This is a genomic window from Mycobacterium sp., assembly GCF_965230835.1.
In the GTDB taxonomy this organism is placed as follows: Bacteria; Actinomycetota; Actinomycetes; order Mycobacteriales; family Mycobacteriaceae; genus Mycobacterium.
Map to the genome: position 1 here is coordinate 3,419,651 of NZ_CBDDLW010000002.1, position 26,410 is coordinate 3,446,060.

The 26,410-nt window shown below is 62.8% G+C and carries 20 protein-coding genes and 2 pseudogenes; 10 read left to right on the top strand and 12 right to left on the bottom strand.

Annotation, left to right across the window (positions count from 1 at the left end; genetic code table 11):
- Window positions 1–31: 31 nt before the first annotated feature.
- A complete protein-coding gene (locus ACO07W_RS16190; protein ID WP_421844720.1) occupies window positions 32–493 on the top strand; it encodes a hypothetical protein in 462 nt (153 codons plus the stop codon).
- Window positions 494–503: 10 nt separating this feature from the next.
- On the opposite strand, the gene ACO07W_RS16195 is transcribed toward ACO07W_RS16190, so the two are convergent.
- Entirely contained in the window at window positions 504–1,391 is an 888-nt protein-coding gene (locus ACO07W_RS16195) for a PE family protein (RefSeq protein ID WP_421844722.1), read from the bottom strand.
- 244 nt (window positions 1,392–1,635) lie between these two features.
- On the opposite strand from ACO07W_RS16195, the gene ACO07W_RS16200 reads away from it, so the two are divergent.
- The gene (locus tag ACO07W_RS16200) at window positions 1,636–4,206 is read left to right on the top strand and encodes a bifunctional FO biosynthesis protein CofGH (RefSeq protein WP_421844724.1); all 2,571 of its coding nucleotides are present in this window, start codon (window positions 1,636–1,638) and stop codon (window positions 4,204–4,206) included.
- Between the two features lie 72 nt (window positions 4,207–4,278).
- Here ACO07W_RS16200 and ACO07W_RS16205 read toward each other — a convergent pair whose 3' ends face one another.
- Window positions 4,279–4,611 (bottom strand): hemophore-related protein, encoded by a 333-nt coding sequence (locus ACO07W_RS16205; RefSeq protein ID WP_421846047.1) that lies wholly within the window; start codon window positions 4,609–4,611, stop codon window positions 4,279–4,281.
- A 233-nt stretch (window positions 4,612–4,844) separates the two neighbouring features.
- Window positions 4,845–6,884 (bottom strand): FAD-dependent oxidoreductase, encoded by a 2,040-nt coding sequence (locus ACO07W_RS16210; protein WP_421844726.1) that lies wholly within the window; start codon window positions 6,882–6,884, stop codon window positions 4,845–4,847.
- A gap of 318 nt (window positions 6,885–7,202) precedes the next feature.
- On the opposite strand from ACO07W_RS16210, the gene fdxA reads away from it, so the two are divergent.
- Both fdxA and dapC read left to right on the top strand, forming a co-directional pair.
- Window positions 7,203–7,529, top strand: a complete 327-nt coding sequence (gene fdxA / locus ACO07W_RS16215) for a ferredoxin (RefSeq protein ID WP_421844728.1) — start codon at window positions 7,203–7,205, stop codon at window positions 7,527–7,529.
- 38 nt (window positions 7,530–7,567) lie between these two features.
- Complete coding sequence (dapC, locus tag ACO07W_RS16220) at window positions 7,568–8,656, top strand: succinyldiaminopimelate transaminase (RefSeq protein WP_421846048.1); 1,089 nt, start codon at window positions 7,568–7,570, stop codon at window positions 8,654–8,656.
- A gap of 56 nt (window positions 8,657–8,712) precedes the next feature.
- Here the strand turns inward: dapC and ACO07W_RS16225 are convergent, their stop codons facing one another.
- Window positions 8,713–11,535: a DEAD/DEAH box helicase family protein gene (locus ACO07W_RS16225; protein WP_421844730.1), complete on the bottom strand. Its 2,823-nt coding sequence runs from the start codon at window positions 11,533–11,535 to the stop codon at window positions 8,713–8,715.
- Between the two features lie 178 nt (window positions 11,536–11,713).
- On the opposite strand from ACO07W_RS16225, the gene ACO07W_RS16230 reads away from it, so the two are divergent.
- Window positions 11,714–12,283 carry a hypothetical protein gene (locus ACO07W_RS16230; protein ID WP_421844732.1) on the top strand — a complete coding sequence of 190 codons (570 nt, stop codon included), beginning with the start codon at window positions 11,714–11,716 and terminating at the stop codon, window positions 12,281–12,283.
- Window positions 12,284–12,314: 31 nt separating this feature from the next.
- Here ACO07W_RS16230 and ACO07W_RS16235 read toward each other — a convergent pair whose 3' ends face one another.
- Window positions 12,315–13,589, bottom strand: a complete 1,275-nt coding sequence (locus ACO07W_RS16235; protein ID WP_421840071.1) for an IS256 family transposase — start codon at window positions 13,587–13,589, stop codon at window positions 12,315–12,317.
- A 126-nt stretch (window positions 13,590–13,715) separates the two neighbouring features.
- Here ACO07W_RS16235 and ACO07W_RS16240 point away from each other — a divergent pair.
- Window positions 13,716–13,994, top strand: a pseudogene (locus ACO07W_RS16240) (alpha/beta hydrolase fold domain-containing protein); the annotation flags it as partial.
- A 58-nt stretch (window positions 13,995–14,052) separates the two neighbouring features.
- On the opposite strand, the gene istB reads toward ACO07W_RS16240, so the two are convergent.
- Window positions 14,053–14,844 carry an IS21-like element helper ATPase IstB gene (gene istB, locus ACO07W_RS16245; RefSeq protein WP_421839995.1) on the bottom strand — a complete coding sequence of 264 codons (792 nt, stop codon included), beginning with the start codon at window positions 14,842–14,844 and terminating at the stop codon, window positions 14,053–14,055.
- Window positions 14,844–16,079, bottom strand: coding sequence for an IS21 family transposase (gene istA / locus ACO07W_RS16250; protein ID WP_421839994.1), 1,236 nt, complete (start codon window positions 16,077–16,079; stop codon window positions 14,844–14,846). Before istA ends, istB begins: the two co-directional genes overlap by 1 nt.
- Window positions 16,080–16,162: 83 nt before the next feature.
- On the opposite strand from istA, the pseudogene ACO07W_RS16255 reads away from it, so the two are divergent.
- Window positions 16,163–16,642: pseudogene (locus ACO07W_RS16255) on the top strand (prolyl oligopeptidase family serine peptidase); the annotation flags it as partial.
- Between the two features lie 224 nt (window positions 16,643–16,866).
- Here ACO07W_RS16255 and ACO07W_RS16260 read toward each other — a convergent pair.
- Together ACO07W_RS16260 and ACO07W_RS16265 are read right to left on the bottom strand one after the other, a co-directional pair.
- Window positions 16,867–17,700 carry a DUF2637 domain-containing protein gene (locus ACO07W_RS16260; protein ID WP_421844734.1) on the bottom strand — a complete coding sequence of 278 codons (834 nt, stop codon included), beginning with the start codon at window positions 17,698–17,700 and terminating at the stop codon, window positions 16,867–16,869.
- 537 nt (window positions 17,701–18,237) lie between these two features.
- Window positions 18,238–19,833: a PucR family transcriptional regulator gene (locus tag ACO07W_RS16265; protein WP_421844736.1), complete on the bottom strand. Its 1,596-nt coding sequence runs from the start codon at window positions 19,831–19,833 to the stop codon at window positions 18,238–18,240.
- Window positions 19,834–19,916: 83 nt separating this feature from the next.
- Between ACO07W_RS16265 and pruA the strand changes: the two genes are divergently transcribed.
- Window positions 19,917–21,548: an L-glutamate gamma-semialdehyde dehydrogenase gene (pruA, locus tag ACO07W_RS16270; RefSeq protein WP_421844738.1), complete on the top strand. Its 1,632-nt coding sequence runs from the start codon at window positions 19,917–19,919 to the stop codon at window positions 21,546–21,548.
- Window positions 21,548–22,516 (top strand): proline dehydrogenase family protein, encoded by a 969-nt coding sequence (locus tag ACO07W_RS16275; RefSeq protein ID WP_421844740.1) that lies wholly within the window; start codon window positions 21,548–21,550, stop codon window positions 22,514–22,516. The genes pruA and ACO07W_RS16275 overlap by 1 nt, the downstream gene beginning before the upstream one ends.
- Window positions 22,517–22,562: 46 nt before the next feature.
- On the opposite strand, the gene ACO07W_RS16280 is transcribed toward ACO07W_RS16275, so the two are convergent.
- The 3 genes from ACO07W_RS16280 to ACO07W_RS16290 form a co-directional block, all read right to left on the bottom strand.
- Window positions 22,563–23,177, bottom strand: a complete 615-nt coding sequence (locus ACO07W_RS16280) for a TetR/AcrR family transcriptional regulator (RefSeq protein WP_421844742.1) — start codon at window positions 23,175–23,177, stop codon at window positions 22,563–22,565.
- Window positions 23,178–23,313: 136 nt separating this feature from the next.
- Window positions 23,314–23,778 (bottom strand): MaoC family dehydratase, encoded by a 465-nt coding sequence (locus ACO07W_RS16285; protein WP_421844744.1) that lies wholly within the window; start codon window positions 23,776–23,778, stop codon window positions 23,314–23,316.
- Window positions 23,779–23,977: 199 nt separating this feature from the next.
- The gene (locus tag ACO07W_RS16290) at window positions 23,978–24,535 is read right to left on the bottom strand and encodes an FAS1-like dehydratase domain-containing protein (protein ID WP_421844746.1); all 558 of its coding nucleotides are present in this window, start codon (window positions 24,533–24,535) and stop codon (window positions 23,978–23,980) included.
- A 317-nt stretch (window positions 24,536–24,852) separates the two neighbouring features.
- Here ACO07W_RS16290 and ACO07W_RS16295 point away from each other — a divergent pair, with 317 nt between their 5' ends.
- Window positions 24,853–26,310 carry an aldehyde dehydrogenase family protein gene (locus ACO07W_RS16295; RefSeq protein WP_421844748.1) on the top strand — a complete coding sequence of 486 codons (1,458 nt, stop codon included), beginning with the start codon at window positions 24,853–24,855 and terminating at the stop codon, window positions 26,308–26,310.
- Window positions 26,311–26,410: the final 100 nt, after the last annotated feature.

Here is a 26,410-nt window from a genome sequence, read left to right on the forward strand (position 1 = left end):
AACATTGGCAGGACCGACTCGATAGCCTGCAGTGGGTCATCGGCTCGATTCTCTCGCAGATCGACAGCGTTCCGACCTGACTACAGCAGCGTCACGCGCCGAGCCGGCCGAAGACGGGGGCGCGGCCCAGTCGGCTATCCGTTTGGTCGTCCTCACGTTATTAGCTGTCGACGGCATTCTGTCCGCTGTCGCAGGTGCGCTCTTGCTGCCCTCGTATGTCGGCTCGTTTCCTTTTCCCATTAGCGGTTTGGTCAGCGGATTGGTCAATGCCGCACTGGTGTGGGCCGCGAGGGGATGGACTAAGTCCTCAAGGGTGGCAGCTCTGCCGTTGTGGATGTGGCTGTTGACCGTTGCTGTGATGAGCCTCGGGATTCCCCATGACGACGTCATCCTCGGTGGCCAGGGGGTGATGGCCTACGGTGCCCTGGTGCTCATAGTTTTGGGCGTCACACCGCCGGCATTGGTGCTCTGGTGGCGCGGTGCCAAGAGCTGACCGACCGAGACTATGCGGCCGCCGGGAGTGGCGGCAACGGCGGGAAGAAGCTGCGGATCCAGTTGATCTCGGTGTTGATGAACTGGTTGATAGACGCCGTGGTCGTATCCCAGAAGTTGCTTAACCCTTGGCCGAATGTGATCGTCCCGTTGAGGACGTCGATGGTGTTGAACAGGCCGCTCTGAACGAGAGGTTCGATGAGGTCGTAGAAGAACATGATCTGTGGAGCCAAGAGGCCGATCCAGGGCAGCCAACCTACCGCCCAGGTGGCGAGCTGGAAGCCATACCGCACCCACGGTTCCACGGTGTTGTAAAAGTTCTTGATCGCGTCGCCGATCGATCCGGCGGCAAACGCGGCTGGTGCTGCCGCCGCGTTGGTTACGGGTTGCAGAAGAGCGCTGGCCGCGGATAGACCGCTGGCAACCCCGCCGGTGGGCGTTAGCGACAGCGCGTTGGCAGCGGCCGCCGCGCGACCGCCGATAGTACTTGCGGCTGCGTCACCGAATATGCTCTGCGCCCGGCCCAGGGCGTTGGTTAGGGTTCCGCTGTTGCCGATCAACGGGTGCCCGAGCAGTGTCTCAGCGGGCTTGCTCAATGCGTTCGCTAAAGTCCGTGCGGCGTTCGTCTCGGCTGCCGCATACGCGGATGCGTTGCTGTTCAGTGCCAGGACAAACTGTTCGTGAAATCCCGCGGCCTGGGCGCTGAGCTGCTGATATCCGCGAGCATGGGAAGAAAATAGGGCCGCTATCTTGGCCGAAACCTCATCGGCGCCGGCTGCCACGATGCTGGCGGTTGGCAGCACTGCGGCCGCGTTGGCCGTGTTGAGGTTCGAGCCGATGCCAGCAAGGTCGGACGCCGCTGTCATCAGAGCTTCGGGCGCTGCGAGTACGAAGGCCATCCAATACACCCCCTGCTTCGCAACGGTATGGCTACCGGCTGTCCTTTTCTTTTGATAGCCCCACAACGGATGGTATCGCGATCGGTGGTCAATGGGTCCCGACTCCATCAAATTGGCGCAGGAACCTCGATCGAGTGGTGGCCTTCGACTGGCGCTACTGTTGCGTTTATGGCACCAAGGTTGCCCGGACCCTCAGATACCGGGCCGCGCGGATGAACTCAGATCGTGAGGAAGTTACACTACTGTGCTGCTGACTCCGGGCCAGGAGCCCACCGCTCTGCCTAGCCCCGTCGTCCCACCCAAGCCCAGTGCGTCGGCGCTGCGTCGCGTATTGCGGCGGGCGCGCGACGGTGTCGGGCTCAATATCGACGAGGCAGCCGTCGCGATGAGCGCACGCGGCGATGATCTAGCCGATTTGTGTGCGAGCGCTGCGCGGGTGCGCGACGCGGGTTTGGAATCGGCCGGACGTTGTGGCTCAACTGGTCGGTTGCCGATCAGCTATTCGCGCAAGGTCTTCATCCCGGTTACTCATCTGTGCCGGGACAATTGCCACTACTGCACCTTCGTCACCGTTCCGGGCAAACTGCGCGCTCGTGGGGCCGGCATGTACCTAGAACCCGACGAGATTCTTGACGTGGCGCGCCGCGGGGGTGAGCTCGGTTGCAAAGAAGCGTTGTTTACTCTTGGCGACCGTCCCGAGGAGCGCTGGCCAGAGGCCCTCGAATGGCTCGAAGAACGTGGCTACGACTCCACGCTGTCCTACGTACGGGCGATGGCCATCCGGGTGCTAGAGGAAACTGGGCTGTTGCCGCACCTAAATCCGGGCGTGATGAGCTGGTCAGAGATGTCACGGCTGAAACCGGTGGCGCCTTCGATGGGCATGATGCTGGAGACGACATCGCGGCGGCTGTTCGAAACGAAAGGACTCGCACACTACGGCAGCCCGGATAAGGACCCCGCCGTCCGGCTGCGCGCACTAACTGACGCAGGCCGGCTGTCTATCCCCTTCACTACCGGTCTGCTGGTCGGTATCGGCGAGACGCTTCCCGAACGCGCCGACACCTTGCACGCCATTCGCGCGTCGCACAAAGCTTTCGGGCATGTCCAAGAAGTGATCGTGCAGAATTTCCGGGCCAAGCAAAACACCGCGATGGCCACTGTCCCGGATGCTTCGCTGGCGGACTACCTGGCCACGGTGGCGGTTGCGCGGCTGGTACTCGGTCCGGGGATGCGCATTCAGGCCCCGCCGAACCTCGTATCCCGCGACGAATGTCTGTCATTGGTTGGCGCCGGTGTCGATGACTGGGGCGGCGTCTCACCGCTCACGCCCGACCACGTCAACCCGGAACGGCCCTGGCCAGCTTTGGAGGAGCTAGCCGCTGTCACCGCTGCTGCTGGTTACGACCTGGTACAGCGCCTGACTGCCCAACCCAAATACGTTCAAGCGGGGGCCGCGTGGATCGACCCGCGAGTGCGAGGGCATGTTATGGCGCTGGCGGACCCAGCGACCGGCTTGGCGCGTGACGTCAATCCAGTGGGTATGCCATGGCAGGAACCCGATGAGGTCGAGTCCTCGGGCCGGGTGGACCTAAACGCGGCGATCGATACCGAGGGGCGTGCAAACGAGGTTCGCAGCGACCTCGATAGTGCTTTCGGAGACTGGGAATCGATTCGTTCGCAGGTGCACGAGCTGACAGCTCGCGCACCCGCGCGCATCGATACCGACGTGCTGGCTGCCCTGCGGTCGGCGGAACGTGCCCCAGCCGGGTGCAGCGACGACGAATACCTGGCGCTGGCCGGCGCTGACGGCGCTGCGCTGGAAGCGGTTGCCGCACTGGCTGACTCGTTGCGGCGCGATGCGGTAGGCGACGATGTGACCTTTGTCGTCAATCGCAACATCAATTTCACCAACATCTGCTACACGGGTTGTCGATTCTGTGCGTTCGCGCAACGCAGGGGAGACGCGGATGCGTATTCGCTGTCGGCGGCCGAAGTCGCCGACCGCGCGTGGGAGGCGCATGTCGCCGGTGCTACCGAGGTCTGCATGCAGGGGGGCATCGACCCGGAGCTCCCGATTACCGGCTACGCGGATTTGGTGCGCGCAGTCAAAGCCCGAGTTCCGTCGATGCATGTGCACGCGTTTTCCCCGATGGAGATCGCCAACGGTGTCACCAAGAGCGGCTTGAGTATTCGGGAGTGGCTGATCAGCCTGCGCGAAGCCGGGCTGGGCACTATCCCTGGAACTGCCGCTGAGATTTTGGACGACGAGGTGCGTTGGGTCCTCACCAAGGGCAAGTTGCCGACCTCGCTGTGGGTTGAGATTGTGACCACCGCACACGAAGTGGGCTTACGGTCCTCGTCCACCATGATGTACGGACATGTTGACAATCCGCGGCACTGGGTCGCTCATCTCAATGTGCTGCGCGGCATCCAAGACCGTACCGGTGGCTTCACTGAGTTCGTACCGTTGCCGTTCGTGCACCAGAATTCGCCGCTATATCTGGCCGGTGCGGCCCGGCCGGGGCCCACTCATCGTGACAACCGAGCCGTGCATGCCCTGGCGCGGATCATGTTGCACGACCGTATCTCCCATATCCAGACCAGCTGGGTCAAGCTCGGGGTCGCGTGCACCCAGGTGATGCTCAAGGGCGGCGCCAACGATTTGGGCGGCACCCTCATGGAGGAGACCATTTCGCGGATGGCCGGTTCAGAGCACGGATCGGCTAAGACTGCGGCCGAGCTGGCCGCGATCGCCGAGGGCATTGATCGTCCCGCGCGCCAGCGCACCACCACGTATGCTTCGCTGGCAGCTTAGAAAGCGAAAGCGGCGTGATATCGCGATTGCGCGCAGGAAATCGCGATATCACGCCGCTTTGGCGAGTCAGGCTCAGTAGTTGTTGCAGGACCCAGCAACCTGGGCGACCAGCCCAATGTACTGTGCGGCCCCGGGAATGGCCTGCAGTTGCGCGGCCATCTGAGCGCGCTGCGGTGGCGGCGCGGCCAGAAAATTACGCAGATAGCTCTGGGCCACCGGGGAGGCGTTGAATCGTGCGGCAGCTCCCGGGTCCTGAGCGTTAAGCGCGGCGATCACCTGCCCGTAGTTACAGGTTGTATTGACGACCTGATCCAACGGGGCCGCAGATGCGATCCCGGCCCCAGCGGTCAACGACAGTGCCAGCCCGCCGACCGCGGCAGCCATTCTAGTCAACGACAGCCTCACCATTTTGTGGACACCTTCCCCGATTGTTCCACCGTCGAATAGACGGCGAGGACATTTGCCCAGCGGTTGCCGTCTTGCTACAGGCTACCAGCACCGTGGGCATGGTCATATCATGATGACTATCGGACCGCGCCCGGCAGCCATAACTATCTGCAGGTCAGCGGTTTATGTGACGGTCGCCCCTGGCTCGACGGCCCAGCTCGGAGACAGTCCGAATGCGGCGTGATCCGCGACTAGAGTCGGGCCGCAAGCTCGGTTCCTTGCCTGATGGCGCGTTTGGCGTCTAGTTCTGCGGCGAATGCCGCGCCGCCGATGATGTGCGGGTTGACACCGATGTGTCGAAGTTCTGCCTCCAGCTCCCGTGCCGGCTCTTGGCCGGCGCAGACCACGACATTTTCCACTGCAAGTAGTTGTGGTCGGCTCCGGTGCGGGCCGAAGCTGATATGCACCCCGTCGTCGTCGATTCGTTCGTAGTTCACCCCGGATAGCTGGTGAACACCTCTGGCCTGCAGAGAAGCCCGGTGCACCCAGCCGCTTGTTTTGCCGAGCCGCTTGCCCTGCTTGCCCTTGGTGCGTTGCAGCAAGTAGACCTCACGGGCAGGCGGAGCGGGGCGGGGAGTGGTCAGTGCGCCACGGCTCTGTTGAGGATCAGTGGCGCCCCACTCCGCTTTCCATTCTTTGAGGTTCAAGGTCGGTGAAGATTCGGTGACCAGCAGTTCGGCGACGTCGAACCCGATGCCCCCGGCGCCAATGACCGCAACAGTTAGCCCGACTGGTTTGACCCTGGTGATGGCCTCGGCATAGGTCAACACCTTCGGGTGCTCAATGCCAGGGATCGCCGGAATGCGCGGCGTCACACCGGTGGCTAAGACAACTTCGTCGTATCCGGCGAGGTCGAAACTGGTCAGCTGGTCGGTCGACACCCGCGTGCCCAGCCGCACGGTGATGCCGTGCCTGCCTAGCATCGTCGAGAAATACCGAATGGTTTCGTTGAATTCCTCTTTGCCGGGAACGCGGCGGGCGAGATCGAACTGGCCGCCGATGTAGTGGTTGGCCTCGAACAGTGTCACTTGATGACCGCGCTGGGCGGCGGTGACGGCCGCGGCGAGTCCGGCTGGGCCGGCCCCGACCACGGCCACTGCGCGGGCGCGTCGCGGTGGTGACAGCACCAGCTTCGTCTCGTGCCCGGCCCGGGGGTTGAGCAGACACGACACCGTTTTCTTCACGAATGCATGGTCCAGGCAAGCCTGATTGCAGGCGATGCAGGTATTTATCTCGTCGTCGCGGCCCGCCTCCGCCTTGTGTACCCACTCCGGATCGCTCAGTAACGGTCGGGCCATCGATATCAGCTGCACTCGGGTATCGGTCAGGATCTGTTCGGCTGCTTGCGGCATATTTATCCGGTTGGATGCGATCACGGGGATGCTGACATGTTCTGCGACAGCGTCACTGATGTCGACAAAGGCGCTGTTGGGCACTGAGGTGACAATGGTTGGCACACGTGCCTCATGCCATCCGAAGCCGGAGTTGATCATGGTTGCGCCGGCAGCTTCAACTTCAGTTGCCAGCGCAACGATCTCGTCCCAGCTCTGACCTTCGGCGACGTAATCGGCCATCGACATCCGATAGCAGATGATGAAGTCGGATCCCACGGCGGCGCGAGTGTTGCGCACGATCTCGACTGGAAATCGTCGGCGGTTGGCGGCTGTGCCGCCCCACGCGTCGGTGCGTTTGTTGGTGCGGGGTGCCAGAAATTGGTTGAGCAGATACCCCTCACTGCCCATGATTTCGACTCCGTCATAGCCGGCGGCGCGGGCCAGCTGCGCACAGCGCGCGTAATCAGCGATGGTCGCCTCGACCGCGCGGGCCGACAATGCCCGTGGTCGGAACGGGTTGATCGGTGCCTTGATCGATGACGCGCTAACCGACAGTGGGTGGTATGCATAGCGTCCGGCATGAAGGATCTGCAGGAGAATCTTGGCGCCCGAGTCATGGACCGCGTTGGTGACGCGGCGGTGCCGTCGAGCTTGGCCAGACGAAACCAACTCGGAGGCGAAGGGCAGTAGCCATCCGGTGCGGTTGGGTGCATAGCCACCGGTAATGATCAGCCCGACACCGCCCCGCGCACGTTCGGCAAAGTATGCGGCGAGCCGATCTATGTCACCGGCTCGATCCTCCAAACCGGTGTGCATCGAGCCCATCACCACCCGGTTGCGCAACGTGGTGAATCCGAGGTCCAACGAAGATAACAGGTGCGGATATCGACTCGTCATGGTACTTCCTGCGGTGGGTTGTGGCGGGTTTCAGCTTGCCCGCCGAGCCAATTCATTGCCTGAGCCGGCCTGTTCGCGCAGCGACAGCACGATCACTTGGGGTAGTGCCACCCGGGCAGGCTAGATGGCGCCAAAGGCCCTATGCAACTAGGTGCATACCCGACGCGCACCGACCGGTGTGCCAAGTGATTCGCGTGTATGTGCAACGTCTAGTCTCAGTAACCGAACGCTTCGCCGACAGGATGCAGGGAAGAAGCCCGGCGAGGCGGGCAGCAGCCCACGTTGAGTAGTGCATGAGGACAGTTTGAGGAGACGTCCGTGACGTACACGATTGCCGAACCTTGCGTCGACATAAAAGACAAGTCGTGCATTGAGGAATGCCCAGTCGACTGTATCTACGAGGGTGTCCGGATGCTCTACATCCATCCTGACGAGTGTGTCGACTGTGGGGCCTGTGAACCGGTCTGTCCCGTCGAAGCGATTTACTACGAAGACGACGTACCCGACCAATGGGGTCAATACACCCAGATCAACGCCGACTTCTTCGCCGAACTTGGATCGCCGGGTGGTGCGGCAAAGGTCGGCGTCACCGAAAACGACCCGCAAGCGGTCAAGGATCTGCCACCGCAGGGTGAAGGCGACTGAACAACCTGGTACGCCACACCTACCCGATGCGCCAGCCGATGGTCTCCGCGGCACTCCCAGAGTTCCCGTGGGACACCCTGACTGCCGCAAAGGAGCTGGCCGGGTCACATCCGGACGGCATGGTCGACCTCTCCGTTGGCACGCCGGTCGATCCGGTCGCCCCGTTGATCCAAGAGGCTCTGGCGACCGCCGGCTCCGCGCCGGGGTATCCCGCGACCGCGGGCACCACGCAGCTGCGGGAGTCTGCGGTGGCCGCGTTGACCCGTCGCTACGGCATCACCGGGCTGGCCGAGGACGCGATCTTGCCGGTGATTGGCACCAAGGAACTCATCGCCTGGTTGCCGACCCTGCTTGGGTTGGGCGCCACGGATCTGGTTGTCGTGCCCGAACTTGCGTATCCGACCTACAGCGTTGGTGCCCGCCTCGCCGGAGCTCAGGTGCTACGTGCCGATTCGTTGACTCAGCTGGGCCCGCGGTCGCCGGCGCTGGTCTATGTGAACTCCCCGAGCAACCCGACCGGACGGGTGCTAGGTATCGACCACTTGCGCAAGGTCGTCGATTGGGCGCGCGGCCGAGGTCTCGTGGTGGCTTCCGACGAGTGCTACCTAGGTCTGGGCTGGGACGACCAGCCGGTGTCGGTGCTGCACCCGGCGGTATGCGACGCCGACCACACCGGGTTGTTGGCCGTGCACTCGCTGTCCAAGAGTTCGTCGCTAGCTGGCTACCGCGCGGGTTTTGTGGCGGGGGATCAGGCGTTGGTAACCGAGCTGCTGACGGTGCGAAAACACGCTGGGATGATGGTTCCGACGCCGGTGCAGGCCGCCATGGTGGCAGCCCTTGATGACGACGACCACGAAAGGCTGCAGCGGGATCGCTACGCGAGACGGCGCGCAACTTTGCTGCCGGCGCTGCGCGCTGCGGGATTCACCGTGGACTATTCCGACGCCGGGCTGTATCTCTGGGCGACGAGGGGTCGGGAGTGCCGTGACACGGTTGCGTGGTTAGCCGGCCGCGGCATCCTGGTAGCGCCCGGTGACTTTTACGGCCCGGCAGGCGCCCAGCATGTACGGGTGGCGCTGACTGCAACCGATGAGCGCATCGCCGCAGCGGCGCGCCGGCTCGGCTAGCGCCGCCGCGATCGTCGTACCGGGCTCGCGACTTCTCCCAAGCCTCGCCCCGCGGGTTAGCGCCAAGTGGTGCGCAGTTGGGTCGAGACCGAAAGCGGATTTTCGCCGCGGAACAGTTCGAGGATGGCGTGGCCTGCCGGCGAATCTGCGCGCAATTGCCGAGCTGGACCGATGTGTTCTTGCCAGGCCTGGCGCAGGCATTGCCGGCGGTCCTTGCGCCTTGTGAACCAGCGAGGCATGGTGTGCCACGCGACAGCGCCGGGCAAGGGCAGACCGACAACTGCGCGGGCTGCGAACAGCGGTCGGGCAAGACGCCCGTTCGGCGGCGTCAGTATCTTGCGCCCAAGCAGATAGCGCGGCTCGGCCAGCGGCGCGATGAGTTCGTCGAGGGCTGTGGTGAACCGGAGCGACTGATCGGTGGGTACGCCGCTGAGTTCGCATCGAATCCAGCCGTCCGGGTCCGGAGTGATTCGCAGTGCCTCCGAGCCCCGTTCCGTACCGCCAGCGGCTTTCAACGCATCCGCGATTGCGGCGGCAAGCTGCTCAAGTGCGTTGGGTGCGTGGCTCAGCCGCCGGCTTTCGGCCAAGGCGGCGGTTGCCACCAGGCTGGCGCTTGCGGCGACGATTCCTGCGGCTGTGGCGGGACCTGCGAGCGGGCCGAGGCTGAGAGCAGCGACTACGGTTCCCGCCGCGCCGCCGGCGGCGGACAGGCCGGCTATGGTGCCCCGTGCCAGGCGCGCTGCCGCTAGTCCTCCCGGCACCGGAGGGGTCAATGCTGAAGTCGGGATGCCGGGCGCGGCGACTCCCAACGACTGGCGGGACTGGATGCGGATGGTCGCTACATCTATTCCTTCGTATGGCGCACCGATCCGCCACCAGATCCGCGCTTGGTCACGTTGCGCGGCGCGCCGTAGTGCCCGCGCAGTGATGGCGTGGGAATCGGCACCTGGTGGACCGTAGGGCGACAGCGACGTATCGCAATGCGTCACACTCGATTCGATACACGCTTGGGGGCTTGCCGCGTAGTATCCGTCGTGTTTGCACGCTAGGCGGAGGTAGTCGGCGTCGCCACGCGGGTGGTCTGGGCTCACGCAGCAGACTGACCAGTTGTCGGCCACCTTTTGCTGGTCGGTGGGATCCTTGCGGATGGCGCGGCCGCGCATCTGTGTTATCGCTGCCGTTGTTGTTGCGCTCGTCAAGTCGATGCTGACGTTGACTGCTGCGCAATCCCATCCTTCACCCAGGAGTGCGCGGGTGCCGACCATAACCTGAGAATGCCCCTGCTGGAAGTACGCCGTTGCCAGCGCGACCCAGGTTCGGGGTGTGAAGGTGCCGCTGCTGCCGCGCACCGTCAGCAAGCCAGGCTGGGCGGCCATAGGCTCGGTTGCGACGGGGGTTCCTCGTTCCGCGCAGAAGGCGATCAGGTCATTCTCGATCGCTGCCGGGCAGGCAAAGACTTGACCGGTCACGAGAAGAGCGTTCAATCGATCGCGTCGCCGAGCATCGGACGCGGCTAGCATGGCAGCGACAAGCTGCGCCGACCCGGATTGGTTGGTGACGGGGGCTGCGCTAAGTGATGTCGGCAGGGCGCCGCTCATCGACTCGAAGTCGCACAGCACTAGTGCTCGCATCCGTGATCCAAGGACGGCCTGCTCGGCGTCGAGGATGTGCGTTGTCGCGGCAACTTTTGCCTCAGATAGTGCGCACACTCTGTCTACTGGCGAGGTAGCTGTGCGTACGCCGCGGCTGGTCAGCCGGTAGCCCAAGCCGGGCAGAATCCGTTTGATCGCGGTCAGCGCTCGAACATCACGGGGATCCTCGCTCTGCTTTAGGTGCCCAAGACAGAAGTCGGTCAAGATGTTGACCCAATCCTGTGCGTCCGGTGCCACGCGGTGCTGCTCGCGGAAGCGTGCGCCGTCTGGCAGCGGAATCAGTCCGTCATGGGCGAAGCGCAGGCCGCTGCACGCGAGGTCGGGTTCGGTGCGTTCGAATGTCGACCACGAGATCTGGCTTCCGCTCCGGGTCGATCGATCCACGATTCGTCTGTGTAGCCAGACAGCCAGCGACATGCTGCCCACCTGTTGTTCGATCAACGACAACATGAGGTCGGCGAAGCGGGCACGCTCGGTGACAACCCAAGCCTGCTCTTCGGGTGTGGGTTCGGTTAGGTAGACCAACTCTTGATAGGGCGCCAGGTCGCCCTCTTTCACCAGCGCTGGTGTTGAGACCTCGAAGTCGGCTGTACCGAAAAGTTCGTCGTGCAGGGTGTGCTGCCAGGCAGTTAGCTCGGTTGCTGGTGTTGCGGTCAGGCCGATCAGCGCCGTCTGCGAGCCAAGGGTCGACGCCAATGCGCTGACTAGCGCACCCCACGTCGCCAGTAGATGGTGACATTCGTCGAGCACCAGAGTCCACGGGCCTAGCCCCTTCGCCCGTTCGATCAACTCCCTGCCGTTGGGGTGCAGCAGCTTCAATAAGGCCTGCTGGTCACGGCTGCGCAGGACTTCCCGGCGGACCGCCGCATCCGTTTCGGCATCGATGACTGCGAGAGACTGATATGTCAGCACATTCGTCGTCGGCGCCAGGTCGCGCTCAGTACCGCATTTCGGTGCCGACGGGTCCGCGGACGGAAAGCTCTTATCCCATGTAGCTGCCCATTGCTGCTGTACGGCAGTGTTGGGCGCCAACACCAGTGTTCGGCGTCCCAATCGGCGTGCCGCTTCCCATCCAATCAACGTCTTGCCTGCGCCTGGCGGTAGCACCAGATAAGACCGATTGTCGCCGGAAGCGACATCAGCATCGAACGCGTCCAACGCCTGCAGTTGATATGTTCGCCACTTGCCGGTGAAGGCCCGCAACTCAAGATCTCGCCCAGGCTCCACGAGAGCTCACCCTAAAGTGTGTCGAGCGCCTCCGATGCCCATTTGCCGGCGCCCAAATAGATGCCGGCTGGGTCACTGGGACTGGACGTCCCGAGTTCGGCTTGTGACTATCGCAGGGTTAGATTCACCAACCAGAAGGCGGCCGGGCAGCACCGGTGGTTCGGCGGGAAGGGCAGCTGTGAAGCGACTAGTGGCCGTGTTCGGATCCCTGCTGGGCTTGTTGTTTACCGTCAACGGTTACCGGCCGCTCACCAAGCACAGTTACGGCTCGCTGTACGCGTTCAGCTACGGTGTGTGCGCCTCAGAACTTCCTCTGCAGTCGCTGGCTGCCCAGTTCACGGTGCTGGCTGCATTGTCCCGCGGGATGCCGCGTCGCGCGCGCTGGTTCAGCTGGCTGGTTTCGGTGCTGTCCTGGCTGGGGCTGCTGGGGCTGCGTCGAATCGGGCAGGTCGCCAACGAACCGCTTGCCACAGCGTTGGACGTCGGTCTGGGAGCTGATCGCCGCACCGATTCGAGCGATTTGTGGAAACAAACCGCCGGCACTGGCGTCACTACCAAGAAACCCGGCGCGGCGCGCATGTTGCGGATCTACCGGGAGTACGCCCTCGATTCTGACATCAGCTACGGCGATTGCGGATCCAAGAACTATCTGGACATCTGGCGCCGTCCTGAACTGGTTCGCGGGGGACGAGCTCCAGTGCTACTGCAAGTTCCCGGGCGCCTGGGTGGCGTCTTAGGACTGGTGTAAAAACGCTGGGCGCATGTTCCTGGTGGTCATGTTACGCGGCGGTGGTGTCGGTCGTGGTTGTTGTGGTGGGGGGATGCAGTGGGCGGGGTGGCTCGAGCAGTTGGTGGCGTAGTTCTTGGAGGTGGCGGCTGGTCGCTGATGTTTGGGTGACTCCGCGCCAGCCGCGGCTGGCGCGGTCGAGGACGGCCCATACCAGCGACAGACAGCTGGTTTCGCCGGGTAGGCGGCCGATGACCTTGACCCGGCGACGGGATTCTCCGAAGGTGCGTTCGATGAGGTTGGAATGGCGGATGCGTGTCCAGTGTTGGCGGGGGAAGCGCAAATGCACGCTCAGCGAGGCGAAGTCGTTGGCCAGGCAAGCGACCGCGGCTGGGTAGAGCCCGCGGTATGTGGTGGTGAACTCCTCGGCGCGGCGGGTGGCTTCATCCACGGCCTGCTGGCCGGGTGGCTGGTCAATGTCATCGAAGATCGACCAGAACGCGGCTTTGATCTCGTCCTGGACCGCGACAGGTGTCTTGGCGATGACGTTACGGCAGCGATGGATCAGACACCGCTGACGCAGGCTTGCCGGAAACGTGGTCTCCCATGCGGCGATCAGGCCCGGCGCCCCGTCGGAGATGCCCAGTAGCGGCGGGCGTAGTCCCCGGTTCCTCAGGTCAGCCAAGAAGTCGGCCCACGCATCAGCCGACTCCGCTGCGGCTGGGGCCAGCCCAATAAACAGGGGCTTGCCGTCGGTGCAGATGCCCCAGGCGGCCAGCACCGGCTCGGCCGGGGCGTTGGGATGCATCCGAAAGTTCGAGGCATCCAAGAACAGGTAGTCCAACACCAGCTCATCAAGGCGTCGAGACGACCACGCAGCGAACTCGTCTTTGATGGCCGCACAAATCCGGCTCACCGTCGAGCGCGACAACGCCGCCTGCGAGCCCAGCACCTCGGCCAACGCGGCCTCGATGTCGCGATCCGACAAACCGCGCACCCATCCCGAAATCACCAACGCCTCCAGAGCGTGGGTGCGCGTCACCCCGGCACCGAATAGCCGCGAACAGAACCGCTCGTCGGTGTCGCGTAGTTTCGGGCGGCATAATTCGACCGAGCCCATCGTGGTCTTCACCGTCGCCGGCGGTTGATACCCATTGCGGTACCCGCCCGGGCCGTCCTGAACCCGACGCTGGTGACGGGCTCGGCCCAACACTGCTTCTACCTCGGCCTCCACGGCGACCTGAAACACCAGACGCACCGATAACCGCCCGACCTCCTCCAAAATCTCGGTCAACGGCCGCTCGGTCGCGGCGAACAACTGATCCATCTCAACACGCACACGCTCAATCGGCGATACTCGCTTGGTCACGGGCGTAGCCCCTCCTTCATAGCTTTCGTCGGTTGCGACGGAACCTACGCCCGTGACCATTTACACCAGCGATGAGACGCGACCGGCGCCTGGATGGTGGGCAGTAAACGCGGACAGGCGCATCCGTTGATGAGTCACTTGGCTGAACTGGGTTGGGTGTGTGTGTCGATCAACTACCGGCTCAGCCCGCGTTCGACCTGGCCGGACCAGATCATCGACGTCAAGCGCGCGATCGCATGGATCAAGGAGCACATTGCCGAGTATGGCGGTGACCCGGAGTGGATCGCGATCACCGGGGGCTCGGCCGGCGGACATTTGTCGTCGCTTGCCGCTCTCACCCCTAACGATCCGCGATTCCAGCCTGTCAACGGCAAGTGAAAACTGATCAGGTTTCGGCAATCGAAAATTGACCAGCTTGGTTTCATTGGTCCTCGGCTGTGGTGGTGTGGCCGAGGTCTCGGTCTTTGATGCGGTAGCTGTCTCCTTTGAGGGCGATGACTTCGGCGTGATGGACGAGTCGGTCGATCATGGCGGCGGCGACTACGTCGTCGCCGAACACTTCGCCCCACCGCCCGAAGGGCTTATTCGAGGTGACGATGAGACTGGCCCGTTCGTAACGCGACGACACGAGTTGGAAGAACAGATTGGCGGCTTCGGGTTCAAACGGGATGTAGCCGACTTCATCGACAACCAGCAGGGGGTAGCGGGCCAGCCGCGCCAATTCGGCTTGCAGGGTGCTGTTGTGATGGGCGCGAGCAAGACGATCAACCCATTGCGAAGCGGTCGCGAACGCAACGCGGTGACCTGCTTGACAAGCGCGCATCGCAATCCCGATCGCCAGGTGGGTCTTGCCGGTCCCTGGTGGGCCGAGGAACACCACGTTGTCTTTAGCGGTGACGAAGTCCAGGGTGCCCAGATGGGCGATGATGTCGCGTTTGAGACCGCGGGCATGATCGAAGTCGAACTCTTCCAACGATTTACGTGATGGGAAGCGGGCAGCGCGGATGCGCCCTTCGCCGCCGTGAGATTCCCGAGCCGACACCTCACGCTGCAGACACGCCGCGAGGAATTCTTCATAGCTCCACGCTTCGGTTCGGGCGCGCTCAGCGAGACGTTCGATGGCCTCACGCAGCGTCGGGGCTTTCAACACCCGGGTCAGATACGCCAGCTCGGCGGTGACATCACGGCTGCTGGTCGCGGTCTTGGCAGCCATCACGCCACCGGCCCGTCAAGGCCCAACAAGGCGTCGTAATCAGCGAGACGGCGTTGTTCGACCTCCACGTGATGCGGTGGACCAACAACCTCGAGCCGTTTGCGCCGCAGCAGTTTCGCGGCCTGGACATGTTCGGGATCGCTGATCGTTTGATGTTTGGCCCAGATCCGGTCGTGGTCGGCGACCAGCGTGCCGTCACACCAGACCCGCACCCGGTTTAGATCTGCGATGATCTCGATACGGCGGCCGATCGCGGCCGGATGCACCGAGTAATCGTTGCTGTCGAGGCGCACGTAATGATCGCGAGGCAACCGCGTTGAGCGTCGCCATCCGATGCTGGGCCCAACCGGCGGCAATGCCAGCATCGCTGCGGTATCGGCGGCGATGCGATCTGCTGGCCGGCATCCCAGCACCCGATGCTGGCGGTGGTTGGCCCCCACCAGCCAGGCCTGCAACTGGATGTTGAAATCGGCTGGGGAGCCAAACACCCGCCCCGGCAAAAACGCCCGCTCCAAATAGTCATGGAACCGTTCAACCAGACCCTTGGCCTCAGGATCAGCGGGTTTACAGATCCCTACCGTGGTGGCCAAGGTCCCGCGGAAAGCCTGACATGCCGGGGTCAACTCTGGTCGGCGTGCCCGCCACCGCCCGACCGCGCCCTCACCATCCCACACCAACACCCGTGGAACCGCACCCAACGTCGAAAGATGCTGCCACCAACCGGCATACAAGTCTTCGGCAGCGCGTGTCGGAATCAACAGCGCCGAAGCCCACCGTGAATACCCACACACCATGGTCAACACCGGTAACGTCGCCGCCCTACGAACCTGGCCATACCCCACCGGCACCACAACATCGGGAAACCAGAAGTCACACTGCCCGACCTCACCGGCCACATACGTCGTCCGTGACACCGGATCCGGCGCCAAATACAGTGGCCGTAACTCACGCACCCGCCCACTCAGTGTGCGGATCGAATACGACCAACCGATCCGCTCAGCAATCACCGTCGCCGGCATCCGCGGATAGGCCGCCAACAACTCCCGAATCCGCGGCTCGGCCTCATCAGCAACAGAACCCCTCACCGCACGCCGATACTTCGGCGGCCCATCAGAAGCCAACGCCGACTTCACCGTATTCCGCGAAATACCCATCACCCGCGCAATCTCGGCAATCGGCAACTGCTCCGACCGGCGCAACCGGCGAATCTCAGCCCAATCCTCCACGTTCAACACCTGCCTCCTCCTTGACACATAGCCAAGGCACTCTAGGAAGCTGGTCAATTTTCAATTGCCGCCCACTGGTCAGTATTCAGTTGCCGCCGACACAGCCAGGGTTTGAGGAGGCCGATACGCGGGTGCAAGCCGCGGTCCCGTTCTACGGTGTCTACGACTTCACCCGCTCGGACAATTCGATGCATCCGATGCTTGTACCTGTCCTGCAGAAACTCGTTTTCAAGCGTAAGCGCCGAGACCATCCCGACCTCTTTCGGATTGCATCGTCGATCACCCACGTCTCCGAGGACGCTCCACCGTTTTTTGTTTTACACGGCAGCAACGATTCATTGGTTCCAGTTGAGCAAGCGCGCCGTTTTGTAGCGCGCCTTCAAGAGGTCAGTCCCCAGCCGGTGGTCTATGCCGAGTTGCCGTGCGCGCAGCATGCTTTCGATATCTTTGGGTCGGCCCGCGCGGCGCACACCGCGGTGGCTGTCGAGCAATTCCTCGCCGAGGTGTACGCGGTCGGGTGTACGGCGAACAGCGTGCGGAACGGCGACGATCTAGCTGCGCGCCGATCGTGATGGATTTATGACTTTGCCGGCTGGGGTGAGACGGCTGGGCGTGAGGCGCCTGGTTGACACCAAACCAGTTGATGCCGCTGGCCACTGATCGCGAGACAGCTCGCTCGATCGATTGGCCGCGGCGACTGCCAGGATGGTCTGCGTGGGGCACTGGTTCGAGGGACCAGCCATAATCGCGGTCGGCGCGATTATGGTGGTCTTGGCTCGACGTAATTCCCGACGAGTTATTGCCCGTCGGGGCCGTGCGGGTGCGACGGCATGGCCCCGGTAACTTCTAGCGCTGTCCGACGATCGGCCACTGTCGCCAGCGCAGCGTTCTTGACACGGGCCATCTGTCGATCGGCTACCGCCGCCAGAGCGGCTTTCCTGATGCCGATCACTCGCGAATGATGGATGTTGTGGCTCGCCGCGATCCGGCGTGCTGATTCAGTACTGTTGTTCAGCCGGGTCAGGATGTCGGCCACGATGTTGGGCGCCAGCGTGGTACTACCGCGCGCCACCAGTTCATCTGCCATTTCGCTGTAGTCAACGGCGCCGAGAGCCGCCGAATCTTCATCGTTCGCCTCTTCTTCAATGGCATCGGGGTGCGACGCGTCGAAATCATGGTCATCGGGGGGATCATCGCGTTGGCTTCGCAGGCGCGACAAGACAGCCAGCCCGTGGGTGGATACGACGAGCATTACTGGGGCTACGGCGGCGATGGATACCGGAAGCCATTGTGTTGTGGATTGGCACAGCGTATGTTCGGACGCTCCGTGCAGCACGTTTCCAGCGATGCTGATGCTCGCCGACCCGGCCAATGTGAACCAGAAGAACAGTCGGTCCCTGAACTGCGCGCCCCCACCGGACAAGGCAACGACAGCCACGGTAGACAGCACGATGGCGCCGTCGACGGCCAGCGGGAACAGCCAGGTCAGATTCTTGGCGATACCGCATCGGCCGGCGAGGTCGGTCAATGTCGCAAAGGACAATATGAAGCTCACAACGATCAACATCGTTGTGATCGCCAACGCTGTCACCAGCGCAACTCTCAGTAGTCCGGTCAAGTACCTCGACACTGCGACGACCCCCCATGGATTGCGGCTAAAGCTGTTGTGGTGGCGGTACCGTATCGCCGACGACGCTGGCAGGCCAAACGATGCAGCTCGGTGATTGGGTGCTCGCCGGTGACACGACTGTCCGCGAGGCTGCCGAGGCGCTCGCAGGTGTGCTTGTCAGTGCTCGACACTATCTTGATCCGTAGCCCATGCACAGAGCAGGTCGTCAAAAACATTGGGAAGGTTGATAAATCATGATGGCATGTCACAGCGGGCCATGCGGGACTGCTCCTTAACCTCGGTTGGGCCCTAAAAGCTTTAGCAAGCCAACCTGTGATGTTGCTGGGTATTGGCTGCTGATTAGCGGGGAGCATAACACCCCGCGTCTTGGGGCATCTTCTGGGCTTGGCGCGAGACCCGAGCGTGCGCGCGGCTATCTAAGACGCACACCGGCGCGCCGAGCTGTCTTGCTGGTTGCCCAAGAGCGACGCGACCTGAAAAGCAGGTCTGGATATTCGAGGGCGAGGCATCGGGGGAGGCCAGCAGTCTGACGGTCACTCATCGGTGAGCCGAGCGCTCGATGGCGCGTAGGCCCAGCGAAAAGAGTAGCCGCGCATTGGGATCGACCAGCGAGGTTGACAACAGCTTCTCGATCCGCCGCACTCGGTAGCGAACGGTATTGGGATGTACTTGCAGTGATTGTGCGGCGTTGTTGATGTCGCCAAAGCTGTCCAGGTAGGTGCGCAAGGTCTCGGCTAGCACGGGTTCCTGGTTGCGTAGATCCCGAACACGCGGGTCGATGAGTCGTGGGTCAGAGCTGACCAGGGTCACGATTTCATCGACCAGCACGGTGGTGCGTACCTCGGCCAGCGATGTCACCTGCCCGATCGAGGTGGGGTGGCGCTCAGCGCTGTCGAGCACACGGTCCACCTCGGAGCGTGCCGCAGCCACACCTATTAGACCGGAGATCGGCTCGGCGACGGTGGCTCTCAGGTTTGCGCCGAGTTCGGTTCGCAATGCGCTGATCGTGCCGCGCACCCACGAGGGAACCGACCGGCTTGCCGCGGTGTGCGGCAGCAACACATAGATCCGCGATCCACTTGAGGCGACCTGGGCGTCGTGACGAAAAGCGCTTGCGCTCAGTGCTAAGACGTCGGTCAGCCGAGCAGGGCGGATTCCAGTGTCGTTGGTCTCGGTGGTGTCGAAGCCGATCAGCGCGGCGTTTCCGTCGGGCGCGATGCGTAGTTCCCGGGCGATGACCTCGATGTCGCCTGGCTCGACTTCGGCCAGTCCAAGAAGCTGCTGCGCGCGTCGCGCGTGGGTGGAAGGCCGGGTGGCCAGTCGGGCCATGATTCGCGCGGCAAGCACCGCGGCACCCCGCAAAATCTCCTCGGCGTCGTCGGCCAGCGGCAGTGAGCCTTGCTGCACCCAGATGGTGCCCGAGAACACCGGTGGTCGTCGCGGGCCGGTCGCCGGCTGGTGAATGCCGATCGCCAATCTCGGACGCAGGTGCAGCTCTGGACGCTCGGCAACGCGTACCACGTCGCTGTCGGTCCGCAGTGCGTCGAAGATGCCCCACTGGCCGATCCAGGTGAGATGTTCGGGCGGGCCGGCGCGGCCCAGAATGGACAGTCGACGCAGTTCGTCGGCCTCGTTGTTGGAAGCCGAATACGCCAGGACATGTGACTGGGCGTCTTCGATGCTGACCATGCCATGGATCCGATCGGCCAGAGACTGTGCCAGACCGAATAGATCTGCGTCCGAGTCATCCGTCGCGCGGTCCCCGTGATGCTCGAACACATGATTGACCAGCTTGTAGAGGCGTTCCCAGCGGGCTCGCGGATCGACGGCCACCACAGCAGCCCCGGTGCGCACCGCCTTGGTCACCACGGCGTCTGTCGGTTCCTTGATGAAGATCGCTACGGGTGCCTGCCCGTCGATCCATCGCAGCGCCTCGGATTCGCTGACGCCTAGCAGGAAGAAGACGTCAGCCGAGCCGGCTGCGTTGGCCAGGCCCAACCGCACATCGTCGGAATCGATCAGCGCTGCCGAGGCCACCCGAAGGTCTAGGCCGCGCGGCGCGTCGATCAGGCTGACCAGGGTTGCGTCCAGCGCGAGAAGCAACTGGCCTAGGCCGACGCCGGTAATCTGCACGTTGTCCTATTTTACTAGTAAAACTCTATACCTTTGTAAGATCGACCAATCAATCGTGGTGCTGATCGAGGGATCCTGTACGAATGGACGCCATTACTCAGGTGCCGATGCCGGCTAACGAACCGGTTCACGACTACGCTCCGAATTCCCCCGAACGCTCACGGCTATGTGCGGAGTTGGCGCTGTTGGCCGACGGCCAGATGACTTTCCCGCACGTGATCGGTGGCCAGCACCGAATGGGTGACGGCGAGCGGATCGACGTCGTGCAGCCGCACCGGCATTCGGCCACGTTGGGAACAATGACCAACGCCACGCATGCCGACGCGAAGGCCGCAATCGACGCCTCCGTCGCCGCAAAGAACGATTGGGCAACCATGCCGTTCGACGAGCGAGCCGCGATATTCCTACGCGCCGCTGACCTTCTCGCCGGTCCGTGGCGGGAAAGGATGGCAGCGGCGACAATGCTCGGTCAATCCAAGTCTGCCTATCAGGCTGAGATCGACGCGCCCTGCGAGTTAGTCGACTTTTGGCGATTCAATGTCGCTTTCGCCCGTCAGATTCTTTCGCAGCAGCCGATCAGCACCCGCGGGGAGTGGAACCGGACCGACTACCGCCCACTTGAGGGTTTTGTTTACGCGATCACCCCGTTCAACTTTTCGGCGATCGCCGGCAACTTGCCGGCAGCGCCAGCGTTGATGGGCAATACAGTGGTGTGGAAGCCATCGATCACCCAGACCCTGGCTGCCTATCTGACGATGCAACTGCTGGAGGTGGCAGGTTTGCCGGCCGGGGTGATCAATCTGGTGACCGGTGACGGATTTGCGGTTTCCGATGTGGCGCTGAACGATTCGCGGCTGGCTGGCATTCATTTCACAGGATCGACGGCCACGTTCCAGCAACTGTGGCAGCGGGTGGGCGCCAATATCGGCAACTATCACAGCTACCCGCGGCTGGTGGGCGAGACTGGCGGCAAGGACTTCGTGGTTGCACACACGTCGGCGCGCCCTGATGTGCTGCGAACGGCCCTGATTCGGGGTGCGTTCGACTACCAAGGGCAAAAGTGTTCGGCCGCGTCGCGCGCGTTTGTGGCGCGTTCGGTGTGGCGGCGGATGGGGGACGATTTCCTCGGCGCCGCCTCCGAGTTGCGTTACGGCGACATCACCGATCTGTCCAACTACGGCGGCGCGTTGATTGACCGGCGTGCGTTCATCAAGAATGTCGACGCCATCGAGCGGGCGAAAGGTGCGGCCGGGGTGACTGTCGCAGTCGGGGGAGACTACGACGAAACCGAAGGCTTTTTCGTGCGCCCCACGGTGCTGCTCTCCGATGACCCAACCGACGAGGCCTTCACGACCGAGTATTTCGGACCGCTGCTGTCGGTCTATATCTACCCGGACGAGCAATACGAGTCCATCCTCGACGCCATCGACACCGGTTCCCGATACGCACTGACCGGGTCAGTTATTGCTGGCGATCGCCAGGCCGTGCTGACAGCGCAGAATCGGCTGCGGTTCGCGGCCGGGAACTTCTATGTCAACGATAAGCCGTCGGGGGCGGTGGTGGGGCGTCAGCCGTTTGGCGGTTCCCGCGGTTCGGGGACCAACGACAAGGCCGGGTCGGTGCTCAATCTCTCACGCTGGACCTCGGCGCGCACTATCAAGGAAACGTTCGTCGCAGCGACCGATCACGCGTACCCGCACATGGCGGCCGGTTGATGGCCCGCTTGTTCGCCCACACCGTGCGGCCGGTGATGCTTGCGGCCAGCAAGGCTGACCGGTTGCGGCGCACTCTTGAGCGCTCGCCGATCACCCGCAACGTGGTGCGCCGATTCGTGCCCGGTGAAAATCTGGATGATGTCCTAAATGTTGTTGCCGTGCTGCGGGAGTCGGGCCGCGATGTAAGCGTCGACTACCTAGGCGAAAATGTTGCCGACGCCGACGACGCGGCGGCCACCGTGCGGGTGTACCTGGATCTGCTCGATAGGCTGGGCCGGCGGGCTGCCCCGGCAGGCAATGGTGTGCAGCCGCTAGAAGTATCCCTCAAACTTTCGGCGCTTGGGCAAGCGCTGGATTGCGACGGTCAGAAGATCGCGTTGGACAATGCGCGCACTATCTGCGAGCGCGCTCAGGAGGTGGGCGTCTGGGTCACGGTGGACGCCGAACAATACGCCAGCACCGACTCAACATTGTCAATCTCTGGTGATTTGCGGGTCGATTTTCCATGGCTGGGTACGGTCGTACAGGCTTACCTTCGACGCGCGCTCGATGACTGCCGGGAGCTGGCGGCCGCTGGCGCTCGGGTGCGGTTGTGCAAGGGAGCCTACGACGAACCCGTGTCGGTGGCCTATCGGGATGGACGTGAGGTCATCGATTCGTATCTGCGGTGTCTTCGGGTACTGATGGCGGGCCGCGGCTATCCGATGGTGGCCTCACACGACCCGATGATCATCCAGGCGGTCTCTGGCATGGCGGGCGAAGCGGGTCGTGTGGCCGGTGATTTCGAGTACCAGATGTTGTATGGCATCCGCGACGATGAGCAGCGGCGGCTGGCTGAGGCTGGCAACCAGGTGCGGGTGTACGTACCTTTTGGAGCCCAGTGGTATGGCTACTTCATGCGCCGCCTTGCCGAGCGGCCAGCCAACCTAGGGTTTTTTGTCCGTGCCTTGGGCGAGCGTCGCCGCTGAGGTGTATTTGCGACCCGGGTCGGGGCCTAGGTGAAGGTCGGCAACGTCATCGGAGTTCAGCTGCGCGGCGCGTCTTTGGGCGTTCGCCACCGAAACCGTGCGTCACATGCGCACGTACGAAATCAGCGGCGACATTCGGATCGTCCATATCTCGGATCGACGAAGGTGTGCTGAAAAGCGAGAACAATATTCGCGCGAACCATTCGCCCGCAGCTGCGACGTCTAGGTCTTTGCGTACCTCGCCGGTGAGTTTGGCAGCAGCAAGATACGGCGCGAAGAAGTCGACGCACTCGCGCAGCAGCACAGCGCCGTCTTTGGTCAGCAGCAAGCTGATCGCGTCTTCGTCGAAGTACCGCTCGGAGGCGATCGCCCGCCGCGCCTGCGTCACGAAAACCGCCGCACGACTTAACTTCTCTTCAAGGGAGTTGCCTCGATTCATTGCCTTGGACATCTCGCGGTAGAACTCCTCGGAGGCGTGTTCGGCGCAAGCTTCCAAAATGGCGGCCTTGTCGCGGAAGTAGTCGTAGACGGTGCTCCGGGACAAGTTGGCCATCTTGGCGATGTCGACAATCGTCGTTTTCCGCAGTCCGTGCTTACGGAAGCAGGCGTTCGCGGACTCGACGATGAGTTCGCGGGTGTCGGTTGCGGTCGCTTGGGTCATTGTGGGAGCACAGCGACCTTGGGCACTGACCTGCTAGCTGTGCCGCCGGCGCCCCCGCTCGCCCGCGGCTTGAGCACGTCGGGTGTGGCGATTCGGTCTGGTCGATTCCTGCGATGGCCGCCGGTCAGCGGGCGAGTCACGGTTCGTTACCGGTGAGCAGGCTGAGGATCGCCGAACCGCTAACGTGATTGCCGAGGCTATTGGCGCCTTGGAAGGTTACTTCGATCAATCCTTCGTGGTCCGGTCGGCCGGGCGCAGGTTTTTTTCCGGTCACGTTGCCGGTGAAGTGCAGCGGATCGTCCGGGAAACACGGCACCCCAAGCCGAATCGACAGATTCTTAACCATTGCTTCGGGTCCTGCCCAGTTGTTGAGGAAACGCACGCACAGTCCGTTGGTGGTCAAGATGTTCATGAAAACGTTGGGCGAACCCTGCTTGTTTGCGTAGTCGCGGTCATGGTGCACCGGCATGAAGTCGCGCGTTGCGATCGCGCCGGCAACGATTGTCGTAGTCGTGATCGGTATCTTGAGCGGCGTTACCTCGTCACCGACATCGATGTCGTCCCATTTCAATGTCGTGGTGCGGGTTTTGGGGGTCGTCATCGGGGTCCCTTTGGGTCTCGGGGGTATGTGCTGCTCAAGGGCGGCGTGCGAAGTGCGCCGAAGCGAGTGCGACGATCCGCGACGCGTTGTCTAGTTGCTACACCGAAATTGCTACGGCACCGGGTCTCGATCAGACCTGGCGAAGCTTTGGCAGCAGAATTCGAGCGCCGTCGCGACCTCGCTGCCAAACGGATCGCCATCAGCGAGCCGGCCGGAATCTGAACACGCGGAATCGTTGCCGCCCCAACACCTCGCCGTTCTGGTCGACATAGGTTGTCAGCCAGGTGAGGAAGTAGCCGGTCCCCAGGTTGGTTTGTTTCTCGTCGGAGACATCCTCGTACACCGCCGTCGCGCTGATGACGTCACCCAGCCGTGGGTAGCGCTCGATCTCGAACTCTGAGTTCGTGGCCACTGTGCTGGTGAACCCGGCTTCATCAAGGAATGCCGTTGGGTTGACTTGGAGTTCAATGGGGAACCCGCCGCGTTCTCCGATACCTTCGATTTTCGGTGCCGGCATAATCCAGGTCTGCAGCATCACCGGCGGCGACACGATTCCGCCGAACCTCGATGTGGCCGCGAAATCCGGATCCAAATAGACGGGGTTCATGTCATCGAGCGCATGCGCCCAATGTCTAATCATCGGCTGATTAACCGGGTCCGGCGCCAGCGAGAGGGTCCCTGAACCAGTGGGCTTCCCGACCAGCGCTCGCAGCTTCTCGCGGAACTCCGATTTTGAGTCGGCTTCTGGATCGGTCACTTGAGGTTGCCCTTCGGTGCGTGTTCTACGGGGTCGGTGGGCATCGGGTGTTCGCTGCAATGCCGGCCGGACCGCCAATGTTGCGTCGCTACGGCCGCGCGCAGCGAGAACTCGGTACCCACGGCAACCTCCCTGCGGCCGGACAGATTAGTGCAATATGTCCTGCGAACTCGTGTCTACTCCCGCGCCGCCTTCTCTGTCAATGTGTGATCTTGCTGTTGAAATAGGCGGGAATTCAAAGTATCGGCGATTGACGTCGAACACCTGTGGGTGTACACCAGGTGGCAATATGACTGGCGCTCAGGTGAGGAAACTAGATGGCTGAGTTACAACCGGCGGGGCTTGTTGATACCTACCAGCTCTACATCGGCGGGCATTGGGTAGAGCCGCAGGATGGTCGCTACGAAGATCTCTGTCCGGCCACCGAAGAGGTCATCGCTACCGCGCCGGATGCGAGCGTTACTCAGGTCGGTGATGCAATCGCGGCCGCACGCCAGGCCTTCGACGCCGGGCCGTGGGCAGATATGAGCCGCGACGGTCGAGCAGCCTGCCTCAATCAGCTTGGCGAGGCGCTGCGGGAATGTGTCGACGACTTCTACGCGCTGTCGCAGGTGGAATGGGGCTGCATTGCCAACGAGCGGATGATGCAAATCGACAGCGTCCCGGACAGGCCGCAACACGCGGCATTGCTCGCCTTGACGTTAACCGAGGAGCCGGTTACCGGCATCGGAACCGGAACGACGTTGCTGCGTCATGAGCCCCTTGGCGTCGTTTCGATTCTGACTCCTTGGAACTTTCCGCACTGTCTCAACGTCATGAAGGTGTCCAACGCGCTAGCCGCAGGTAACACCGTGGTGCTCAAGCCCTCGCCCTTAACTCCGCTCGCGGGGCTTGCGCTTGCTCGGATCATCGACGAGTGCACCGATATCCCGCCTGGGGTGGTCAATGTCGTCACGCCGTCGGGCGTCGAAGCTGCCAAACTGCTGACCACCGATCCGCGAATCGACATGGTCAGCTTTACCGGCAGTTCGGAGATCGGGTGCCAGGTGATGTCCGGTGCGGGCCACACTATGAAGCGGATTTTGCTCGAGTGCGGTGGCAAGTCGGCCGCCGTGATCCTCGACGACACTGAGGTCACCGACGAAATGCTGGAGCAGCTGTTGTTCTCTTGCTGCTCATTGCATGCTGGACAGGCCTGCATCTTGCACAGTCGGTTGCTCCTCCCGGATTCGATGCACGACGAAGTCGTTGATCGGCTCGCGGTGCTCGCCCGCAACCTCAAGGTCGGCGACCCGGTCGATTCGGGCGTGCAGATGGGGCCGCTGATCAGCCGGGAACAGCGGAATCGCGTCGCCGACCATGTCGCGCGGGCACTGAACGACGGAGCGAAGCTGGTAGCTGGCGGTAGTCGTCCGATCGGCCTGAATACTGGCTTCTACTTCGAGCCAACGATTCTCACCGACGTGGCTCCGGATTCGGCTATCGCGCAGGAAGAGGTCTTCGGGCCGGTGCTTGCCGTGCTGCGTTACCGCGACGACAACGATGCGGTGGCGATCGCCAACAACTCCCGATACGGGCTCTCTGGCGCTGTGTGGGGTGCCGATGTGGACCGAGCGGTAGCTGTTGCACGCCGAATGCGGACCGGTCAGATCGCGGTCAACGGTTGTGGTCCCGGTGATGCGCCGTTCGGCGGCTTCAAATTGAGTGGTTTCGGTCGCGAGGGCGGCGGCCTGCACCAGTACATGGAAGTGAAGGCTATTGGGAAGCCCGGGTGACGCGACTGCGCAGAGCGACTGGCCTGTATCGGGTCTCTGCGTGAACCGAGAAGTCCCGTTCGCCGCACCAAAATTGCACAACGCGGCGTCTCACGTGACA

Coding starts and splice junctions, on each gene's coding strand:
- istB (WP_421839995.1), bottom strand. CDS start 14,844: ATGGCTGCCAAGACCGCGACCAGCAGCCGTGATGTCACCGCCGAGCTG.
- ACO07W_RS16235 (WP_421840071.1), bottom strand. CDS start 13,589: ATGGATCAGTTGTTCGCCGCGACCGAGCGGCCGTTGACCGAGATTTTG.
- ACO07W_RS16280 (WP_421844742.1), bottom strand. CDS start 23,177: ATGACCCAAGCGACCGCAACCGACACCCGCGAACTCATCGTCGAGTCC.
- ACO07W_RS16195 (WP_421844722.1), bottom strand. CDS start 1,391: ATGGCCTTCGTACTCGCAGCGCCCGAAGCTCTGATGACAGCGGCGTCC.
- pruA (WP_421844738.1), top strand. CDS start 19,917: ATGGACGCCATTACTCAGGTGCCGATGCCGGCTAACGAACCGGTTCAC.
- ACO07W_RS16295 (WP_421844748.1), top strand. CDS start 24,853: ATGGCTGAGTTACAACCGGCGGGGCTTGTTGATACCTACCAGCTCTAC.
- ACO07W_RS16210 (WP_421844726.1), bottom strand. CDS start 6,884: ATGACGAGTCGATATCCGCACCTGTTATCTTCGTTGGACCTCGGATTC.
- ACO07W_RS16275 (WP_421844740.1), top strand. CDS start 21,548: ATGGCCCGCTTGTTCGCCCACACCGTGCGGCCGGTGATGCTTGCGGCC.
- ACO07W_RS16285 (WP_421844744.1), bottom strand. CDS start 23,778: ATGACGACCCCCAAAACCCGCACCACGACATTGAAATGGGACGACATC.
- dapC (WP_421846048.1), top strand. CDS start 7,568: ATGGTCTCCGCGGCACTCCCAGAGTTCCCGTGGGACACCCTGACTGCC.